The sequence below is a fragment of the Paracoccus everestensis genome (genome assembly GCF_021491915.1).
GTDB lineage: Bacteria > Pseudomonadota > Alphaproteobacteria > Rhodobacterales > Rhodobacteraceae > Paracoccus > Paracoccus everestensis.
Genome location: NZ_CP090836.1, coordinates 2,483,604 through 2,503,998, shown reverse-complemented (window position 1 = coordinate 2,503,998; position 20,395 = coordinate 2,483,604). Strand labels below are relative to the sequence as shown.

The window sequence follows — 20,395 nt, the reverse complement described above, 5'->3', positions numbered from 1 at the left end:
GTGACAGACATTCCTTCAGGGCATGTTCAAGGTTCGGGAGCCGCGCGGTGGGACGCTCGGCACGAATTGGACCTTATCCCCCTGCATTCGTAGGCCCGTGTCCTGGGTGCCCCGACCTGGACCGCGCGAAGACGAAAGGTGACAAGACCCCATGGCGCATTCCTATGTCGGCCAAAAGCGTATCCGGCGCTATTACGGCAATATCCGCGAAGTCCTGGAGATGCCGAACCTGATCGAGGTTCAGAAATCTTCCTATGACCTGTTCCTGAATTCGGGCGAGGGCGCCGGCCACAACGATGGCGACGGGATCCAGGGCGTGTTCCAGTCGGTCTTTCCGATCAAGGATTTCAACGAGACGGCGACGCTGGAATTCGTGAAATACGAACTCGAGCGGCCGAAATACGATGTGGACGAATGCCAGCAGCGCGACATGACCTATGCCGCGCCGCTGAAGGTGACGCTGCGCCTGATCGTGTTCGATGTCGATGAAAACACCGGTGCCAAATCGGTCAAGGACATCAAGGAACAGGACGTGTTCATGGGCGATATGCCCTTGATGACCCTGAACGGGACGTTCATCGTGAACGGCACCGAGCGCGTCGTCGTGTCCCAGATGCACCGTTCGCCCGGCGTGTTTTACGACCATGACCGCGGCAAGACCCATTCCTCGGGGAAATTGCTGTTCGCCTGCCGGATCATTCCCTATCGCGGGTCGTGGCTGGATTTCGAATTCGACGCCAAGGATCTGGTGTTCGCGCGCATTGACCGCCGCCGCAAGTTGCCGGTGACGACGCTGCTTTACGCGTTGGGCATGGACCAGGAAGGCATCATGGATGCCTTTTACGAAACCGTGAACTATACCCTGCGCCGCGAGGGCCGGTCGCAAGGATGGGTCACGCGGTTCTTCCCGGAACGCGTGCGCGGCACTCGTCCGTCCTATGACCTGGTGAATGCCGATACAGGCGAGGTCATTGCCAGCGCCGGTGACAAGGTCACGCCCCGCCTGGTCAAGAAGCTGCAGGAATCGGGCGACGCGCTGAACCTGCTGGTTCCGTTCGAGCGGATCATTGGTCGTTTCGTGTCCAAGGATATCGTCAACGACACCACCGGCTTCATCTATGCCGAAGCGGGCGACGAGATCACCGCAGAATACAACAAGGAAGGCGACCTGTCGGGCGGCTTGCTGAAAGTGCTGCTGGACAACGACATCACCGAGATCCCGGTGCTGGACATCGACCATGTGAACGTTGGCCCCTATATCCGCAACACTATGGCCGCCGACAAGAACATGGGCCGCGAAGGCGCGCTGATGGACATCTATCGCGTCATGCGCCCGGGCGAGCCGCCCACCGTCGAGGCCGCGCAGAACCTGTTCAACAGCCTGTTCTTTGACAGCGAACGCTATGACCTGTCCGCCGTGGGCCGGGTCAAGATGAACATGCGCCTGGATCTGGATGCACCCGACACCCAGCGGACCCTGCGCCCCGAGGATATCGTGGCCTGTGTTCGTGGCTTGGTCGAACTGCGCGACGGCAAGGGCGAGATCGACGACATCGACCACCTGGGCAACCGCCGGGTGCGTTCGGTGGGCGAGCTGATGGAGAACCAGTACCGCGTCGGCCTGCTGCGCATGGAACGCGCGATCCGCGAGCGGATGTCGGGGGTCGAGATCGATACCGTGATGCCGCAGGATCTGATCAACGCGAAACCGGCGGCGGCTGCGGTGCGTGAATTCTTCGGCAGCTCGCAGCTGTCGCAGTTCATGGACCAAACCAACCCGCTGTCCGAAGTGACGCACAAGCGTCGCCTGTCGGCCCTCGGGCCGGGCGGTCTGACGCGCGAGCGCGCGGGCTTCGAGGTTCGCGACGTCCACCCGACCCATTACGGCCGGATGTGCCCGATCGAGACGCCGGAAGGCCAGAACATCGGCCTGATCAACAGCCTCGCGACCTTTGCCCGCGTGAACAAGTATGGCTTTATCGAGACCCCTTATCGCAAGGTGATCGAGGGTCAGGTGACCGACGACGTGGTCTATATGTCCGCGACCGAGGAAATGCGCCATACGGTGGCCCAGGCCAACGCGACCCTGGATGCGGATGGCCGGTTCGTTGACGAACTGATCTCGACCCGCCAAGCCGGCGATTTCACGCTGAATCCGGTCGATGCCATTGACCTGATCGACGTGTCGCCGAAGCAGCTGGTCTCGGTCGCGGCGGCGCTGATCCCTTTCCTGGAAAACGACGACGCCAACCGCGCGCTGATGGGTTCCAACATGCAGCGCCAGGCCGTGCCCCTGCTGCGGGCCGAGGCGCCGTTCGTCGGCACCGGCATGGAAGCCACCGTTGCCCGCGATTCCGGTGCCGCCATCATGGCGCGCCGGGGCGGCATCATCGACCAGGTGGATGCGCAGCGGATCGTTGTGCGCGTCACGGAAGGTCTGAGCGCAGGCGATGCGGGCGTGGACATCTATCGTCTGCGCAAGTTCAAGCGGTCCAACCAGTCCTCGACCATCAACCAGCGTCCGCTGGTCAAGGTGGGTGAAAAGGTCATGGCCAACCAGGTCATTGCGGACGGTCCCTCGACCGACCAGGGCGAACTGGCGATCGGCCGGAACGTGGTTGTCGCGTTCATGCCGTGGAACGGCTACAACTACGAGGACTCGATCCTGATTTCCGAGCGGATCCACCGCGACGACGTGTTCACCTCGATCCATATCGACGAATACGAGGTTGCGGCTCGCGACACGAAGCTGGGGCCTGAGGAGATCACCCGCGACATCCCGAACGTGGGCGAGGAAGCCCTGCGCAATCTGGATGAGGCCGGCATCGTCTATATCGGCGCCGAGGTCGGACCGGGCGACATCCTGGTGGGCAAGATCACCCCCAAGGGCGAAAGCCCGATGACGCCGGAAGAAAAGCTGCTGCGCGCCATCTTTGGCGAAAAGGCGTCGGACGTGCGCGACACGTCTCTGCGCCTGCCGCCCGGCGCTTACGGGACCATCGTGGAAGTCCGCGTCTTCAACCGTCATGGCGTGGACAAGGACGAACGCGCGCTTCAGATCGAGCGCGAGGAAGTCGAGCGTCTGGCACGCGACCGCGACGACGAACAGGCGATCCTGGACCGCAACATCTATGCGCGCCTGAAATCGCTGATCCTGGGCAAGTCCGCCGTGAAGGGTCCGAAGGGCATCAAGGCCAATTCGGACATCACCGAGGATCTGCTGGGCACGTTGTCGCGCGGCCAATGGTGGCAGCTTGCCGTCAGCGAGGAAGACACCGCCAAGGAAGTCGAGGCGCTGAACCATCAGTACGACGCCCAGAAGAAGGCCCTCGAGGCCCGCTTCGAGGACAAGGTCGAGAAGGTCCGTCAGGGCGACGACCTGCCGCCGGGCGTGATGAAGATGGTCAAGGTCTTTGTCGCCGTGAAGCGCAAGCTGCAGGCGGGCGACAAGATGGCCGGCCGTCACGGCAACAAGGGCGTCGTGTCCAAGGTCGTGCCGATCGAGGATATGCCGTTCCTGGCGGACGGCACCCCGGTCGACCTGGTTCTGAACCCGCTGGGCGTGCCGTCGCGCATGAACGTCGGCCAGATCCTGGAAACCCACATGGGCTGGGCATCGCGCGGTCTTGGCATCAAGATCGACGAGGCACTGGAAGATTACCGCCGCAACGGCGACATGACCCCGGTCCGCGAGGCGATGAAGATCGGCTATGGCGACGACATGTATGCCGAAACCTTCGAGGGCATGGATGACGACCTGCTGGTCGAGCACGCCAACACCGTGCGCACCGGCGTTCCCATCGCCACGCCGGTCTTCGACGGCGCCAAGGAGGCTGACGTGAACGATGCGCTGACGCGTGCCGGGTTCGACACCTCGGGTCAGTCGGTGGTCTTCGACGGCCGCTCGGGCGAGCAGTTCTCGCGCAAGGTGACGGTGGGGATGAAATATGTCCTCAAGCTGCACCACCTTGTCGATGACAAGATGCACGCGCGTTCGACCGGGCCTTACAGCCTCGTGACCCAGCAGCCGCTGGGCGGCAAGGCGCAGTTCGGCGGACAGCGTCTGGGTGAGATGGAGGTCTGGGCCCTTGAAGCCTATGGCGCCGCCTATACCTTGCAGGAGATGCTGACGGTCAAGTCGGACGACGTGGCGGGCCGGACCAAGGTCTACGAATCCATCGTCAAGGGCGACGACAACTTCGAGGCCGGCGTGCCGGAATCGTTCAACGTGCTGGTCAAGGAGGTCCGGGGTCTGGGCCTCAACATGGAACTCCTGGATGCGGAGGAGGACGAGTAACGGAGCCTGCAGGCACGCACCCTGTGACGCCACGGGGTGCGTGATCTTCACGCACCGTTTCTCCCCCGCGCCCTTTCATTAGGAAAAAAGAATGAACCAGGAACTTGCCACCAATCCCCTGAACCCGCTGGCCCCGCCGCGGCAGTTCGACGAAATCAAGATCTCGCTGGCCTCGCCCGAGGAAATCCTCGCCTGGTCCTATGGCGAGGTGAAGAAGCCCGAAACGATCAACTACCGCACGTTCAAGCCCGAACGGGACGGGTTGTTCTGCGCGCGCATCTTTGGTCCGATCAAGGACTATGAATGCCTGTGCGGCAAGTACAAGCGCATGAAATATCGCGGCCTGGTCTGCGAGAAATGCGGCGTGGAAGTGACCCTTCAAAAGGTCCGCCGCGAGCGCATGGGCCATATCGAACTGGCCGCGCCCGTGGCGCATATCTGGTTCCTGAAGTCGCTGCCCTCGCGCATCGGCCTGATGCTGGACATGACGCTGCGCGATCTGGAACGGATCCTGTATTTCGAGAACTATGTCGTTATCGAACCGGGCCTGACCGACCTGACCTATGGCCAACTGCTGTCCGAGGAAGAATTCCTGGACGCGCAGGACAACTATGGTGCCGACGCCTTCAGTGCCGATATCGGGGCCGAGGCGATCCGCGCAATGCTGGCCAATATCGACCTGCAAGCCACCGCAGACCAGCTGCGCGAGGATCTGAAGGAAGCCACGGGCGAGTTGAAGCCCAAGAAGATCATCAAGCGTCTGAAGATCGTCGAAAGCTTTCTGGAATCGGGCAACCGTCCCGAATGGATGGTCCTGACGGTGATCCCGGTCATTCCGCCGGAACTGCGCCCGCTGGTTCCGCTGGACGGCGGCCGTTTTGCCACGTCCGATCTGAACGACCTTTATCGCCGCGTCATCAACCGCAACAACCGCCTGAAGCGCCTGATCGAGCTTCGTGCGCCCGACATCATCGTGCGCAATGAAAAGCGGATGTTGCAGGAATCGGTCGATGCGCTGTTCGACAACGGCCGTCGCGGCCGCGTCATCACCGGCAACAACCGCCGCCCGCTGAAGTCGCTGTCCGATATGCTGAAAGGCAAGCAGGGCCGCTTCCGCCAGAACCTTCTTGGCAAGCGCGTGGACTTTTCGGGCCGTTCGGTCATCGTGACCGGCCCCGAACTGAAACTGCACCAGTGCGGCCTGCCCAAGAAGATGGCCTTGGAACTGTTCAAGCCGTTCATCTATTCGCGGCTTGAGGCGAAGGGCCTGTCCTCTACCGTCAAGCAGGCCAAGAAGCTGGTCGAGAAGGAACGCCCCGAGGTTTGGGACATTCTAGACGAGGTGATCCGCGAGCATCCGGTCCTGCTGAACCGGGCGCCCACGCTGCACCGTCTTGGCATCCAGGCGTTCGAACCCATCCTGATCGAAGGCAAGGCGATCCAGTTGCACCCGCTGGTCTGTTCCGCCTTCAACGCCGACTTTGACGGCGACCAGATGGCCGTTCACGTTCCCTTGTCGCTGGAAGCGCAGCTGGAAGCGCGCGTCCTGATGATGTCCACGAACAACGTGCTGTCGCCCGCCAACGGCGCGCCGATCATCGTGCCGTCCCAGGACATGGTGCTGGGCCTGTATTACGTCTCGATGCAGCGCGACGGCATGAAGGGGGAAGGCATGATCTTCTCAAACGTGAACGAGGTCGAGCACGCCCTTGCTGCAGGCGAGGTGCATCTGCACGCCAAGATCACCGCGCGCATCAAGCAGATCGACGAGAACGGCAACGAGGTCGTCAAGCGGTATGAGACCACGCCGGGTCGTGTCCGGCTGGGCGCACTGCTGCCGATGAACGCCAAGGCGCCGTTCGAACTGGTCAACCGTCTGTTGCGCAAGAAGGACGTGCAAGTCGTCATCGACACCGTTTACCGCTACTGCGGGCAAAAGGAATCGGTGATCTTCTGCGACCAGATCATGGGCCTTGGCTTCCGCGAGGCGTTCCGCGCCGGCATCAGCTTCGGCAAGGACGACATGGTCGTTCCCGACACCAAGTGGAACATCGTCGGCGAAGTCCAGGAACAGGTGAAGGAGTTCGAACAGCAGTATCTGGACGGCCTGATCACCCAGGGTGAGAAGTACAACAAGGTCGTGGACGCCTGGTCGAAGTGCAACGACCGCGTGACCGAGGCCATGATGTCCACCATCTCGGCCACCCGCAAGGACGGGAACGGCGCCGAAATGGAGCCGAACAGTGTCTACATGATGGCCCATTCCGGGGCGCGCGGTTCCGTCAACCAGATGAAGCAGCTGGGCGGGATGCGCGGCCTGATGGCCAAGCCTTCGGGCGAGATCATCGAGACGCCGATCATCTCGAACTTCAAGGAAGGCCTGACCGTTCTTGAATACTTCAACTCGACCCACGGCGCCCGCAAGGGTCTGTCGGACACCGCGTTGAAGACCGCGAACTCGGGCTATCTGACGCGGCGTCTGGTGGACGTGGCGCAGGACTGCATCATCCGCGAACACGACTGCGGGACCGAGCAGGCGATCACGGCATCCGCAGCCGTGAACGACGGCGAGGTCATCAGCCCGCTGTCCGAACGCGTGCTGGGCCGCACCGCGTCCGAGGATGTCCTGGTTCCGGGCGAGGACGAGATCATCGTCCGCGCCAACGAGGTGATCGACGAACGCAAGGCCGATGCCATCGAGGCGGCGGGCGTGCAGACCGTGCGCATCCGTTCGGCCCTGACCTGCGAGTCGGAAGACGGGATCTGCGCGCTGTGCTATGGCCGCGACCTGGCACGCGGCACGCTGGTCAACATCGGCGAGGCGGTGGGCATCATCGCCGCGCAGTCCATCGGCGAACCCGGCACGCAGCTGACGATGCGGACCTTCCACATCGGCGGCATCGCGCAGGGCGGGCAGCAGTCGTTCCAGGCCGCTTCGCATGAAGGAACGGTCCAGTTCCGCAACGAAAGCCTGCTGACCAATGCCAATGGCGAACAGGTCGTGATGTCGCGCAACATGCAGTTGCTGATCCTGGACGATCAGGGGCAGGAACGCGCCAGCCACAAGCTGTTCTACGGGTCCAAGGTCTTCGTCAAGGAAGGCGAACGGGTCATTCGCGGCGCCAAGCTGTTCGAATGGGATCCCTATACCTTGCCGATCATCGCCGAAAAGGGCGGCATGACCAGGTTCGTCGATCTTGTTTCGGGTATTTCCGTGCGCGACGAGACCGATGATGCGACCGGGATGACGCAGAAGATCGTGACCGACTGGCGCTCTGCGCCAAAAGGCAACGACCTGAAGCCAGAGATCATCATCATGGATGAGAACGGCGAACCGGTGCGCAACGAGCAAGGCAACCCGATCAGCTATCCGATGTCGGTGGACGCGGTCCTATCGGTCGAGGACCAGCAGGAAATCCGTGCCGGCGACGTAGTGGCCCGCATCCCGCGCGAAGGCGCCCGGACCAAGGACATCACCGGGGGTCTTCCCCGCGTGGCCGAACTGTTCGAAGCCCGTCGTCCCAAGGATCACGCCATCATCGCCGAGGTCGACGGCTATGTGCGCTTTGGCAAGGATTACAAGAACAAGCGCCGCATCACCATCGAGCCGTCGGAAGAGGGCGGGACGCCGGTTGAATACATGGTGCCGAAAGGCAAGCACATCCCGGTGCAGGAAGGCGACTTCGTGCAGAAGGGTGACTATATCATGGACGGCAACCCGGCACCGCACGACATCCTGCGGATCATGGGGATCGAGGCGCTTGCGGATTACCTGATCGACGAAGTGCAGGACGTGTACCGATTGCAGGGCGTGAAGATCAACGACAAGCACATCGAGGTGATCGTTCGCCAGATGCTGCAGAAGATCGAGATCACCGACAGCGGCGACACGACCTTGCTGAAGGGCGAGCATATCGAGCGCGATGAGTTCGAGGAAGAAAACGCCAAGAGCGAAAGCAAGGGTGGCCGTCCCGCAAGGGGCGAGCCGGTGCTGCTGGGCATCACAAAGGCCAGCTTGCAGACCCGCAGCTTCATCTCGGCCGCGTCCTTCCAGGAAACCACCCGCGTGCTCACCGAGGCAGCCGTTCAGGGCAAGCGCGACAAGTTGCTTGGCCTGAAGGAAAACGTCATCGTCGGGCGGCTGATCCCGGCGGGCACGGGCGGTGCCACTGCCCGCATCCGCCGCATCGCGACCGAACGCGACGCCGAGGTGATCGAGGCCCGTCGTGCCGAAGCCGAAGCGGCGGCCGCCCTGATCGCCCCCGCGACGGAACAGGTCGCGCCCCAGATGGCGGCCGACCTGCCGCAAGACGGCGACGAGTGATCGTTCTGCGATAAGATGCAAAGGCCCGGCAGCGATGCCGGGCCTTTTGCGTTTCAGGCATATCCGATGCCGGTCAAAGGACAGGAACGATCCGCGAGGGCACCTAGATTGCGGCGGGTTGCGTATCCTGCAAAATTCGCTTGCCGGATCCTTTGGCAATGCCTAACGGGGAAGCACCCTTTCCCTGGTGACTCCGGCCATGCGCACCCCCCTCTTGTCTCCGACCCGGCGCGTCCGGCCTGCCTCGGTTCGTCCGCTGGCCCATCGGCCGGGCGACAACCTGCACGGCGCGCTGATCATGACGCTGTGCATGGTGGCCTTTGGCCTCAACGACACGGTGATGAAGTTCGTGGCCCAGGACTTGCCGCTGTACCAGGCGATCACCCTGCGCGGGCTGTTCGTGATGGCCATGATTGCGGCCGTGGCGCCCCGGTTGGGCGGATTGCACCTGCGGATTCCGGCGGCGGCGCGCAAGCCGATGATCTGGCGCCTGGTGGGAGAGATCGCCTCGACCATCCTGTTCCTGAACGCCTTGCAGCATATGGCGATGGGCGACCTGTCCGCCATCATGCAAGCCCTGCCTTTGGTGGTGATGGTCGCGGCCACGATGTTCTTCGGGGAAACCCTGGGCTGGCGGCGTGTCGGGGCGGTGGTGGCGGGCTTTGGCGGTGTGCTGCTGATCCTGCGCCCGGGAGGAGAGGTCTTGGGTCCCTGGGCCGTCGTCGCCGTGGGGGCCATGGCCATGGTGGCCCTGCGCGACCTTGCGACCCGCAGTTTCCGCAGCGACATCAGTTCCGCCACCATCGCCTTTTACGCCGCCACGGGGGTCACGGTCGCCGGCTTTGTCATCAGCCTGGGGCAGGGATGGGCAATGCCGAGCCTGTCGCAGATCCTGTTGCTGCTGGCGGGCAGCGCCTTTCTGACGGTGGGCTATGTGTCCGCCGTGGCATCCATGCGAGTGGGCGAAATCTCCTATGTCGCGCCGTTCCGCTATACCTCGCTGCTGGTGGCGATTGCGATGGGGCTTGTAGTATTCGGCGAATGGCCCGACCTGTGGACCTGGGCCGGATCGGCCCTGGTGGTCGCGGCGGGCACCTATACCATCTGGCGCGAGGCGCAGATCGCAAGGATCCGCTGATGCGGGTGCAGATGCTGGGCCTGTGCCGGTTTTCCTATGTCGGATTGCGCGGCTATCAGCGCGACCATGCCGGGATCGAGGAACGCCGCGCCTTTCTGTATGACTCGGCCCGGCTGGCCCGTCGGTGGCTGTGGTTCACCACCTTGGCGCTGCCCGGCTGGCTGGCCCAGACCGATCCCGATTTCACCTTGGTCATCATGACCGGTCCCGACCTGCCCGACCCCTATCTGTTGCAGTTGCGGGATCTGGCGGCGGGCCATCCGCAACTGCGCCTGGAACTGGTCCCGCCCATGGACCGCCATCTGGATGCCTGCCGCGCAGCCATCGCTGCCCATGTCGATCTGGCGGCAGATGCGATCGGTCATTTCCGCCATGACGACGATGATGCCGTGGCGCTGGATTACGTCGCCCGCGCGCGGGCCGATTTTGCGCAAGTCCAAGGATTATGGCGTCCCGAAGGCCATTTGTCGCTGGATCATTCGCGCGGTCTGATGATGCGGGTGGGGCCGCAAGGCGCAGGCTTTGTTCCCCGCATCGCCCATAACATGGGGGTAGCCCTGACCATTTTCCTGCGCCCGGACCAGCCCAAGACCGCGCTTCATTTCAACCACACAAGGCTGCCCTTGTGGATGCCGGGGGTGGCCGTGACGCGGCCCTTGATGTTCATCCGCGGGATCCATGCCGACAGCGATTCCGGCGACATAGGCCCGGGCCTGCCCTGGGATATCGCGCCCGACGCCCTGGACCGCCAGTTGAGCTTGCGTTTTGGCCTGGACCGGGCAACCCTGGACGGGCTGGCCCGGCGCCTTTGCGCAGCGGATGGAACCGGCCCGTCATGTTGACAGCTTGGGCGATTCCCCCTATACGCCGCAAACCCGCCGGGAAACCGGCCGGGGGCCAGAACCTTTTGTGGTCACGATCCGGGCCTGTAACTGCCTCGATCCTCTGGAATTTTTCCCTCCACCCCTGAACTGGGGCCGGATGGGTTTGGCATTTCGCGATTCGCGCGACGTGCCGTCGAGAAGCGGCGCAGCAAACCTGCTGCGAGTATTGACAGAGCAAGACGGGGAACCGAATGCCGACGATCCAACAGCTGATCCGCAAGCCGCGGCAGCCGCGAGTGCAGCGATCCAAATCGATGCACCTGCAAGGCTGCCCGCAGAAACGCGGTGTCTGCACGCGCGTCTATACCACGACGCCGAAGAAACCGAACTCCGCCATGCGGAAGGTCGCCAAGGTGCGCCTGACCAACGGCTTCGAGGTCATTTCCTATATTCCGGGCGAAAAGCACAACCTCCAGGAACACAGCGTCGTGCTGATCCGTGGCGGCCGCGTGAAAGACCTTCCGGGTGTCCGTTACCACATCCTGCGCGGTGTGCTGGATACCCAGGGCGTCAAGGATCGTCGTCAGCGTCGTTCGAAATACGGCGCCAAGCGTCCGAAATAAGGAGAGGCATCCATGTCCCGTCGTCACGCCGCTGAAAAGCGCGAAGTCCTGCCCGACGCCAAATTCGGCGATCGCGTGCTGACCAAATTCATGAACAACCTGATGGTTGACGGCAAGAAATCGGTGGCCGAGCGCATCGTTTATTCGGCCCTGGACCGTGTCCAGACCCGTCTGAAGCGCGAGCCGATCGAGGTTTTCCACGAAGCCCTGGAAAACGTGAAGCCCTCGGTCGAGGTCCGCTCGCGCCGCGTCGGCGGTGCGACCTATCAGGTTCCCGTCGAAGTGCGTCCGATCCGCCGCGAGGCCTTGGCCATCCGCTGGCTGATCACGGCCGCTGCCAAGCGCAACGAACACACGATGGAAGAACGCCTTGCCGGCGAACTGGCTGATGCGGTGAACGGCCGCGGCACTGCCGTCAAGAAACGCGAAGACACGCACAAGATGGCAGACGCGAACAAGGCGTTCAGCCACTACCGCTGGTAAGGCGAAAGGATCCAGACCATGGCACGCGAATATCCGCTGCAGCGTTACCGTAACTTTGGCATCATGGCCCACATCGATGCCGGCAAGACGACGACGACCGAGCGCATCCTTTTCTACACGGGCAAGAACCACAAGATGGGCGAAACCCACGAGGGTGCGTCCACCATGGACTGGATGGAACAGGAACAGGAACGCGGCATCACGATCACGTCTGCCGCGACCACCACTTCCTGGCAGCGACAGGAAGATCCGACCACTGGCGGCACGGCCGAAACCAAGTACCGCTTTAACATCATCGACACCCCGGGCCACGTCGATTTCACCATCGAGGTTGAACGCTCGCTGGCCGTTCTGGACGGTGCGATCTGCCTGCTGGACGCCAACGCGGGCGTCGAGCCGCAGACCGAAACGGTGTGGCGCCAAGCCGACCGCTACAAAGTTCCGCGTATTGTCTTTGTCAACAAGATGGACAAGATCGGCGCCGACTTCTTTAACTGCGTGCGCATGATCAAGGACCGCACCGGCGGCACCCCGTGCCCGATCGCCCTGCCGATCGGTGCCGAGGACAAGCTGGAAGGCATTGTCGACCTGATCAAGATGGAAGAATGGGTCTGGACCGGCGAGGATCTGGGCGCCAACTGGGTGCGCCGCTCGATCCGCGACGAGCTGAAGGACTTGGCCGACGAATGGCGTTCGAACCTGGTCGAAATGGCCGTCGACATGGACGACGCAGCAATGGAAGCCTATCTGGACGGCACCGAGCCTGACGAGGCGACCCTGCGCGCCCTGATCCGCAAGGGCACGCTGTCGCTGTCGTTCTTCCCGGTCACGGCCGGTTCCGCGTTCAAGAACAAGGGCGTGCAGCCTCTGCTGAACTCGGTCATCGACTTCCTGCCCTCGCCGCTGGACGTTCCTGCACTGATGGGCTTTGCCCCGGGTGACGAAACGGAAACGCGCAACATTGACCGTCACGCTGATGACGCGCAACCCTTCTCGGGCTTGGCGTTCAAGATCATGAACGATCCCTTCGTGGGCTCGCTGACCTTTACGCGGATCTATTCCGGTGGCCTGAAAAAGGGCGACCAGATGCTGAACGCGACCAAGGGCAAGCGTGAACGCGTTGGCCGCATGATGATGATGCACGCCATCAACCGCGAGGAAATCGAGGAAGCCTTTGCAGGCGACATCATCGCCCTGGCGGGTCTGAAGGACACCACCACGGGGGACACCCTGTGCGATCCGGCAAAGCCGGTGGTCCTGGAAACCATGACCTTCCCCGAGCCGGTGATCGAGATTGCCGTGGAACCCAAGTCGAAGGCCGACCAGGAAAAGATGGGCCTGGCCCTTCAGCGCTTGTCTGCCGAAGACCCCTCCTTCCGCGTCGAAACCGATCTTGAATCGGGACAGACGATCATGAAGGGCATGGGCGAACTTCACCTCGACATCCTGGTCGACCGCATGAAGCGCGAGTTCAAGGTCGAGGCAAACATCGGCGCCCCGCAGGTGGCCTATCGCGAAACGATCAGCCAACCGGCCGAGATCGACTACACCCACAAGAAGCAGACCGGCGGTACGGGACAGTTCGCCCGCATCAAGCTGGCGATCACGCCGACCGAACCGGGCGAAGGCTATTCCTTCGAATCCAAGATCGTCGGCGGCGCGGTGCCCAAGGAATACATCCCGGGCGTCGAAAAAGGCATTAAGTCGGTGATGGACTCGGGTCCGCTGGCAGGCTTCCCGGTGATCGACTTCAAGGTGGCGCTGCTGGACGGCGCCTTCCATGACGTCGACTCCTCGGTCCTCGCGTTCGAGATCGCGGCCCGTGCCGGGATGCGCGAAGGCCTGCGCAAGGCTGGTGCGAAGCTTCTGGAACCGATCATGAAGGTCGAGGTTGTGACGCCGGAAGAATACACCGGTTCGATCATCGGCGACCTGACCAGCCGTCGCGGCATGGTGCGTGGCCAGGATACCCGCGGCAACGCCAACGTCATCGACGCCTTCGTGCCGCTGGCCAATATGTTCGGCTATATCAACAACCTTCGCTCGATGTCCTCGGGCCGCGCGGTGTTCACGATGCAGTTCGACCACTACGAGGCCGTGCCGCAGAACATCTCGGACGAGATCCAGAAGAAATACGCCTGACCGGCGGGGCGGGGCCTTGGTCCCGCCCATCTCCCCATGAATTGATGAATTGAGGAATCCTGCGCTATGGCAAAGGCAAAGTTTGAACGGACGAAACCGCATGTCAACATTGGCACGATTGGCCATGTTGACCACGGCAAGACGACGCTGACGGCTGCGATCACGAAGTATTTCGGCGAATTCCGGGCTTATGACCAGATCGACGGGGCGCCCGAGGAGCGGGCGCGCGGGATCACGATCTCGACGGCGCATGTGGAATACGAATCGGAAAACCGCCACTACGCGCATGTCGACTGCCCGGGCCACGCCGACTATGTGAAGAACATGATCACGGGCGCGGCGCAGATGGACGGCGCGATCCTGGTGGTGAACGCCGCCGACGGTCCGATGCCGCAAACGCGCGAGCACATCCTGCTTGGTCGCCAGGTGGGCATTCCCTACATGGTCGTCTACCTCAACAAGGTCGACCAGGTCGATGACGAGGAACTGCTGGAGCTGGTCGAGATGGAGGTGCGCGAACTGCTGTCCTCCTACGACTATCCGGGCGACGACATTCCGATCATCAAGGGCTCGGCCCTGGCGGCGCTGGAAGGCCGCGATCCCGAGATCGGCGAGAACTCGATCCGGGCGCTGATCGCGGCGGTGGACGAATACATCCCGACCCCCGAGCGCGCCATCGACCAGCCGTTCCTGATGCCGATCGAGGACGTGTTCTCGATCTCGGGCCGCGGCACGGTCGTCACCGGCCGGATCGAGCGCGGTGCGGTCAACGTGGGCGACGAGCTGGAGATCGTGGGCATCCGCGACACCCGCAAGACCACCTGCACGGGCGTCGAGATGTTCCGCAAGCTCTTGGACCGCGGGGAAGCGGGCGACAACGTGGGCGTTCTGCTGCGCGGCATCGACCGTGACGGGGTGGAGCGCGGCCAGGTGCTGTGCAAGCCGAAGTCGGTGAACCCGCACACCACCTTCGAGGCCGAGGCCTATATCCTGACCAAGGAGGAAGGCGGCCGCCACACGCCGTTCTTCGCCAACTACCGCCCGCAGTTCTACTTCCGGACCACGGACGTGACCGGCACCGTCAAGCTGCCCGAGGGCACCGAGATGGTGATGCCGGGCGACAACCTGAAGTTCGAGGTCGAGCTGATCGCGCCGATCGCGATGGAAGAAAAGCTGCGCTTCGCCATCCGCGAAGGCGGCCGCACCGTCGGCGCCGGCGTGGTCTCCAAGATCATCAAGTGATCTGACGGCGGGACAACGCCCCCGCCAAAGACCAGGGGCCGTCTCCGAAAGGAGGCGGCCTTTCGGTTGGGGGGCAATCGGACTTGACGCCAAGGCTCTCCACGCGCTATAGGCGCGCATCGCAGTCGAGTCCGTTCGTCGAAGATTCGTTTGCCTTGCGCCTGGCCGCCTGATTACGGGCGGCCTTGCAGTTTTTATACGGTCCGATGCTGGCGCCGCGTGGTGCGTTGTCAGCCTCTCGACTGGAACTCCCCGTCAGAGGGATGACTATGCAAAGTCAGAATATCCGCATCCGGCTGAAGGCGTTCGATTACCGCGTGCTGGAAGCCAGCACCCAGGAAATCGTGAACACCGCCAAGCGCACCGGCGCGACCGTTCGCGGCCCGATTCCGTTGCCGAACAAGATCGAGAAATTCACCGTCCTGCGTGGCCCGCACATCGACAAGAAGTCGCGCGACCAGTGGGAAATCCGCACCCACAAGCGCCTGCTGGACATCGTCGATCCGACCCCGCAGACCGTGGACGCCCTGATGAAGCTCGACCTCGCCGCCGGCGTGGATGTCGAGATCAAGGTGTAAGGAGGGGATGATGCTGCGTACTGGTATTATCGCCAAGAAACTGGGCATGACCCGGTTGTTCCTGGAAGACGGCCGTCAGGTTCCCGTGACCGTTCTGCAACTCGACAGCCTTCAGGTCGTCGATCAGCGCACCGCCGCCCGCGACGGTTATACTGCCGTCCAGCTGGGCGCCGGCGTTGCGAAAGCAAAGCGCACGACCGCTGCAATGCGCGGCCATTTTGCCAAGGCATCGGTCGCGCCCAAGCGCAAGATCGCGGAATTCCGCGTGGCCGAGGAAAACCTGATCAACGTGGGCGAGGAAATCACCGCTGACCATTATTTCGCAGGTCAGTATGTGGATATTGCCGGCACCTCGATCGGCAAGGGCTTTGCGGGCGCCATGAAACGCCACAACTTCGGTGGTCTGCGCGCCTCGCATGGTGTGTCGGTCAGCCACCGCTCGCACGGGTCCACCGGCCAGTGCCAGGATCCCGGCAAGGTGTTCAAGGGCAAGAAGATGGCAGGCCACATGGGTGCCGTCCGGGTCACCACCCAGAACCTGCAGGTCGTGCGCACCGATGCCGACCGCGGCCTGATCATGGTCAAAGGCTCGGTTCCCGGATCCAAGGGTGGCTGGGTCACCGTCAAGGACGCCGTGAAGAAAGCGACGCCCGACAACGTGATCTATCCCGCCGCGCTGAAGTCTGCCGCCGAAGAAGCCAGGCGCCTGGCCGAGGCCGCTGCCGCTGAAGCCGCTGCAGCCGAGGAAGCCGCGCGCGAAGCCGCTGCTGCCGAAGCTGCCGCTGCCGAAGAAGCCGCGCTGGCCGAAGCGCAGGAGGCGATCGCTGCCGACAAGGAAGCCGCCGATCCGAACGCCGACAAGGCTGCTGACGGTGCCTCTGATGCGCCCGAAGGAGACAAGTGATGAAACTCGATGTGATCAAGCTGGACACCGGCAAGGCCGGTGAAATCGAGCTGGCGGACGAGATCTTCGGGCTGGAGCCGCGCGGCGACATCCTGCAACGGGTCGTTCGCTGGCAGCACGCCAAGGCGCAGGCCGGCACCCACTCGGTGCTGGGCAAGTCCGACGTCAGCTATTCGACCAAGAAGATCTATCGCCAGAAAGGCACCGGCGGCGCACGCCACGGTTCCCGCAAGGCGCCGACCTTCCGTCACGGCGGCGTCTACAAAGGCCCGACCCCGCGTTCGCACGCCTTCGATCTGCCGAAGAAGGTACGTGCCCTGGGCCTGCGCCATGCCCTGTCCGCCAAGGCAACCGCAGGTGAACTGGTGATTATCGAGGATCTGAACCTCGCCGATGCCAAGACCTCTGCCGTCGCCAAGGCCGTCAAGGAAAACGGCTGGAAGCGCGTGCTGGTGATCGACGGGACCGAGGTCAACGAAGGCTTCGCCCGCGCCGCCCGCAACATCGAGGGCGTGGACATCCTGCCGTCGATGGGCGCCAACGTGTATGACATCCTCAAGCGCGACACCCTGGTGATCACGCGGTCGGGTGTCGAAGCTCTGGAGGCTCGTTTGAAATGAGCGCGAAAGCTGAACATTACGATGTGATCGTCAAGCCGATCATCACCGAAAAAGCCACCATGACGTCGGAAAACAACGGCGTGGTCTTTCAGGTGTCCAAGGATTCCTCGAAGCCGCAGATCAAGCAGGCGGTCGAGGCCCTGTTCGGCGTCAAGGTGAAGGCGGTCAACACCACCATCACCAAAGGCAAGCAGAAGCGCTTCCGGGGTATCCTGGGCCGGCGCAGCGACGTGAAGAAAGCCTATGTGACCCTGGAAGCAGGAAGCACTATCGACGTGTCCACCGGACTCTGATAGCAGGCACGAATCTGCGGCCCTGGGAAACCGGGGCCGCTGATCTTTTGACGACAACGGACCACCCTGGTCCAAAGCAACGGAAGACAGAAAGATGGCATTGAAGTCGTATAAACCGACGACGCCTGGCCAGCGCGGGCTGGTTCTGATCGACCGTTCGGAGCTTTGGAAAGGTCGCCCGGTCAAGGCCCTCACCGAAGGCCTGACCAAGAACGGCGGTCGGAACAACACCGGACGGATCACCATGCGCCGCAAGGGCGGCGGGGCAAAGCGCCTGTATCGCATCGTCGATTTCAAGCGCACCAAATTCGACATGGCCGCCGTGGTGGAACGGATCGAATATGATCCCAACCGCACCGCGTTTATCGCCCTGATCGGCTATGAGGACGGCCAGCGCGCCTATATCCTGGCGCCGCAGCGCTTGGCCGTGGGCGACAAGGTGATCGCCGGCGCCAAGGTCGACGTGAAGCCGGGCAACGCCATGCCCTTCAGCGGTATGCCGATCGGCACGATCGTCCATAACGTCGAGCTGAAGCCCGGCAAGGGCGGACAGATCGCGCGTTCGGCGGGCACCTATGCCCAGTTCGTGGGCCGCGACGGCGGCTATGCCCAGATTCGCCTGTCCTCGGGCGAATTGCGCCTGGTGCGCCAGGAATGCATGGCGACCATTGGCGCGGTGTCGAACGCCGACCATTCGAACCAGAACCTGGGCAAGGCTGGCCGCAACCGCCACAAGGGCATCCGTCCCAGCGTTCGCGGTGTTGCGATGAACCCGATCGACCACCCGCATGGTGGTGGTGAGGGCCGGACTTCGGGTGGCCGCACGCCGGTCACGCCCTGGGGCAAGGACACCAAGGGCAAGAAGACCCGCAGCAACAAGGCGACTGACAAGTATATCTTGCGTTCGCGTCACGCGAAGAAGAAGGGGCGCTGACCTATGGCACGTTCTATCTGGAAAGGCCCCTTTGTTGACGCCTATGTGCTCAAGAAGGCGGAAAAGGCCCGCGACTCGGGGAAATCCGATGTCATCAAGATCTGGTCGCGTCGCTCGACCATCCTGCCGCAATTCGTCGGCCTGACCTTTGGCGTCTACAACGGGCAGAAGCACATCCCCGTTGCCGTGACCGAGGAAATGATCGGCCAGAAATTCGGTGAATATTCGCCCACGCGGACCTATTACGGCCACGCGGCGGACAAGAAAGCCAAAAGGAAGTAATCGTCATGGGTAAGGAAAACAATCCGCGCCGCGTGGCGGAGAACGAGGCGTTCGCCAAGACCAAGATGCTTCGCACCTCGCCGCAGAAGCTGAACCTGGTCGCGCAACTGATCCGCGGCAAGAAGGTGGACAAGGCCCTGGCCGACCTGACCTTCTCGCACAAGCGGATCGCGGGCGACGTGAAGAAATGCCTGCAATCGGCAATCGCGAACGCCGAGAACAACCACGGGCTGGACGTGGACAACCTGGTTGTCGCGGAAGCCTGGGTCGGCAAGAACCTGGTGATGAAGCGTGGCCGTCCGCGGGCGCGTGGCCGTTATGGCAAGATCATGAAGCCGTTTTCGGAAATCACCATCAAGGTGCGCCAAGTCGAGGAGCAAGCGTAATGGGTCAGAAGGTCAATCCGATCGGTATGCGCCTCCAGGTCAACCGCACCTGGGACAGCCGCTGGTACGCCGACGACAAGGACTATGGCAATCTGCTGCTTGAAGACCTGAAGATCCGGGACTTCATCAAGACCGAAGCCAAGCAGGCCGGCATCAGCCGCGTGATCATCGAACGTCCGCACCGCAAGTGCCGCGTGACGATCCATGCCGCGCGTCCGGGCGTGATCATCGGCAAAAAAGGCGCCGATATCGAAGTGCTGCGCAACAAGCTGGCGAACTTCACCAAATCCGAAGTTCACCTGAACATCGTCGAAGTCCGCAAGCCGGAAGTCGATGCCGCCCTTGTTGCGGAGTCGATCGCCCAGCAGCTGGAGCGTCGGGTTTCGTTCCGCCGCGCCATGAAGCGCGCGGTTCAGAACGCGATGCGCATGGGTGCCCTGGGCATCCGCGTGAACGTGTCGGGCCGCCTTGGCGGCGCCGAGATCGCGCGAACCGAGTGGTACCGCGAGGGCCGCGTGCCCCTGCATACCCTGCGCGCCGACATCGACTATGCCCTGGCCGAAGCCACGACCCCTTACGGGATCATCGGGGTGAAGACCTGGATCTTCAAAGGCGAGATCATGGAGCATGACCCCCAAGCCCGCGACCGCAAGGCCGCCGAGGCCCAGGAAGGTCCCGCCCCCCGTGGTCCGCGCCGTGACCGCGACGCGCGCTAAGGAGACATGAGATGCTGCAACCGAAACGGACCAAGTTCCGCAAACAGCACAAGGGCCGGATCCATGGCGAAGCCAAGGGCGGTTTTGCCCTGAACTTCGGATCCTTCGCGCTGAAGGCCACCGAGCCCGAGCGTGTGACCGCCCGCCAGATCGAAGCGGCCCGCCGCGCGATCACCCGCCACATGAAGCGTCAGGGCCGGGTCTGGATCCGGATTTTCCCGGACGTTCCGGTCTCGTCGAAGCCGACGGAAGTGCGGATGGGTAAGGGTAAAGGTTCGGTCGACTTCTGGGCCGCCCGCGTCCATCCCGGCCGCATCATGTTCGAGATCGACGGCGTGTCCGACGAGATCGCCCGTGAAGCCCTGCGTCTTGGCGCCAACAAGCTGCCGGTTCTGACCCGCATCGTGGCGCGCGAAGACTGGTAAGGGGTGGGGTGAATCCCCACCTTCTGGAATAGACCCCGCCGGGCAGCCGGCGGGGTTTGCCATTTCCCCGGAAAAGGCTTGCATGGAACGGGCTCTGCCTGTATGGGCAGGCCTTCATCACGAAACTCCACCGGGAATCAGGGTGGCCCTGCGATGCAGGGGCTCTCCGGTGATGTTGAAAGGA

General features: G+C 62.9%; 17 protein-coding genes. All 17 read left to right on the top strand.

The features are described from left to right. Positions 1–151: 151 nt before the first annotated feature. The 17 genes from rpoB (at position 152) to rplP (ending at position 20,211) form a co-directional block, all read left to right on the top strand. Complete coding sequence (rpoB, locus tag LZ585_RS12405; protein WP_234853849.1) at positions 152–4,297, top strand: DNA-directed RNA polymerase subunit beta; 4,146 nt, start codon at positions 152–154, stop codon at positions 4,295–4,297. A 91-nt stretch (positions 4,298–4,388) separates the two neighbouring features. Next, positions 4,389–8,621, top strand: a complete 4,233-nt coding sequence (gene rpoC, locus LZ585_RS12400; RefSeq protein WP_234853848.1) for a DNA-directed RNA polymerase subunit beta' — start codon at positions 4,389–4,391, stop codon at positions 8,619–8,621. Positions 8,622–8,820: 199 nt separating this feature from the next. Beyond that, positions 8,821–9,759, top strand: coding sequence for a DMT family transporter (locus LZ585_RS12395; protein ID WP_234853847.1), 939 nt, complete (start codon positions 8,821–8,823; stop codon positions 9,757–9,759). Further along, positions 9,759–10,601, top strand: a complete 843-nt coding sequence (locus LZ585_RS12390) for a glycosyltransferase (protein WP_234853846.1) — start codon at positions 9,759–9,761, stop codon at positions 10,599–10,601. Before LZ585_RS12395 ends, LZ585_RS12390 begins: the two co-directional genes overlap by 1 nt. A gap of 233 nt (positions 10,602–10,834) precedes the next feature. Beyond that, a complete protein-coding gene (rpsL, locus tag LZ585_RS12385; RefSeq protein WP_042252808.1) occupies positions 10,835–11,206 on the top strand; it encodes a 30S ribosomal protein S12 in 372 nt (123 codons plus the stop codon). Between the two features lie 12 nt (positions 11,207–11,218). Beyond that, positions 11,219–11,689 carry a 30S ribosomal protein S7 gene (gene rpsG, locus LZ585_RS12380; protein WP_130991679.1) on the top strand — a complete coding sequence of 157 codons (471 nt, stop codon included), beginning with the start codon at positions 11,219–11,221 and terminating at the stop codon, positions 11,687–11,689. A gap of 18 nt (positions 11,690–11,707) precedes the next feature. Continuing rightward, entirely contained in the window at positions 11,708–13,831 is a 2,124-nt protein-coding gene (fusA, locus tag LZ585_RS12375; RefSeq protein ID WP_234853845.1) for an elongation factor G, read from the top strand. A gap of 66 nt (positions 13,832–13,897) precedes the next feature. After that, complete coding sequence (tuf, locus tag LZ585_RS12370) at positions 13,898–15,073, top strand: elongation factor Tu (RefSeq protein WP_234853844.1); 1,176 nt, start codon at positions 13,898–13,900, stop codon at positions 15,071–15,073. Positions 15,074–15,342: 269 nt separating this feature from the next. Then, the gene (gene rpsJ / locus LZ585_RS12365; protein WP_089386317.1) at positions 15,343–15,651 is read left to right on the top strand and encodes a 30S ribosomal protein S10; all 309 of its coding nucleotides are present in this window, start codon (positions 15,343–15,345) and stop codon (positions 15,649–15,651) included. Positions 15,652–15,661: 10 nt separating this feature from the next. After that, positions 15,662–16,555: a 50S ribosomal protein L3 gene (rplC, locus tag LZ585_RS12360; RefSeq protein WP_234855829.1), complete on the top strand. Its 894-nt coding sequence runs from the start codon at positions 15,662–15,664 to the stop codon at positions 16,553–16,555. Continuing rightward, positions 16,555–17,175: a 50S ribosomal protein L4 gene (rplD, locus tag LZ585_RS12355; protein WP_234853843.1), complete on the top strand. Its 621-nt coding sequence runs from the start codon at positions 16,555–16,557 to the stop codon at positions 17,173–17,175. Before rplC ends, rplD begins: the two co-directional genes overlap by 1 nt. Further along, complete coding sequence (locus tag LZ585_RS12350; RefSeq protein ID WP_234853842.1) at positions 17,172–17,468, top strand: 50S ribosomal protein L23; 297 nt, start codon at positions 17,172–17,174, stop codon at positions 17,466–17,468. Before rplD ends, LZ585_RS12350 begins: the two co-directional genes overlap by 4 nt. Positions 17,469–17,562: 94 nt before the next feature. Further along, positions 17,563–18,402: a 50S ribosomal protein L2 gene (gene rplB, locus LZ585_RS12345; protein WP_234853841.1), complete on the top strand. Its 840-nt coding sequence runs from the start codon at positions 17,563–17,565 to the stop codon at positions 18,400–18,402. Between the two features lie 3 nt (positions 18,403–18,405). After that, positions 18,406–18,684 carry a 30S ribosomal protein S19 gene (gene rpsS / locus LZ585_RS12340; protein WP_126155998.1) on the top strand — a complete coding sequence of 93 codons (279 nt, stop codon included), beginning with the start codon at positions 18,406–18,408 and terminating at the stop codon, positions 18,682–18,684. A gap of 5 nt (positions 18,685–18,689) precedes the next feature. Continuing rightward, positions 18,690–19,070, top strand: coding sequence for a 50S ribosomal protein L22 (gene rplV, locus LZ585_RS12335; RefSeq protein ID WP_154763378.1), 381 nt, complete (start codon positions 18,690–18,692; stop codon positions 19,068–19,070). After that, positions 19,070–19,786, top strand: a complete 717-nt coding sequence (gene rpsC, locus LZ585_RS12330) for a 30S ribosomal protein S3 (protein WP_126156000.1) — start codon at positions 19,070–19,072, stop codon at positions 19,784–19,786. Before rplV ends, rpsC begins: the two co-directional genes overlap by 1 nt. 11 nt (positions 19,787–19,797) lie before the next feature. After that, positions 19,798–20,211 (top strand): 50S ribosomal protein L16, encoded by a 414-nt coding sequence (gene rplP / locus LZ585_RS12325; RefSeq protein WP_126156001.1) that lies wholly within the window; start codon positions 19,798–19,800, stop codon positions 20,209–20,211. The last annotated feature ends 184 nt before the right edge of the window (positions 20,212–20,395 follow it).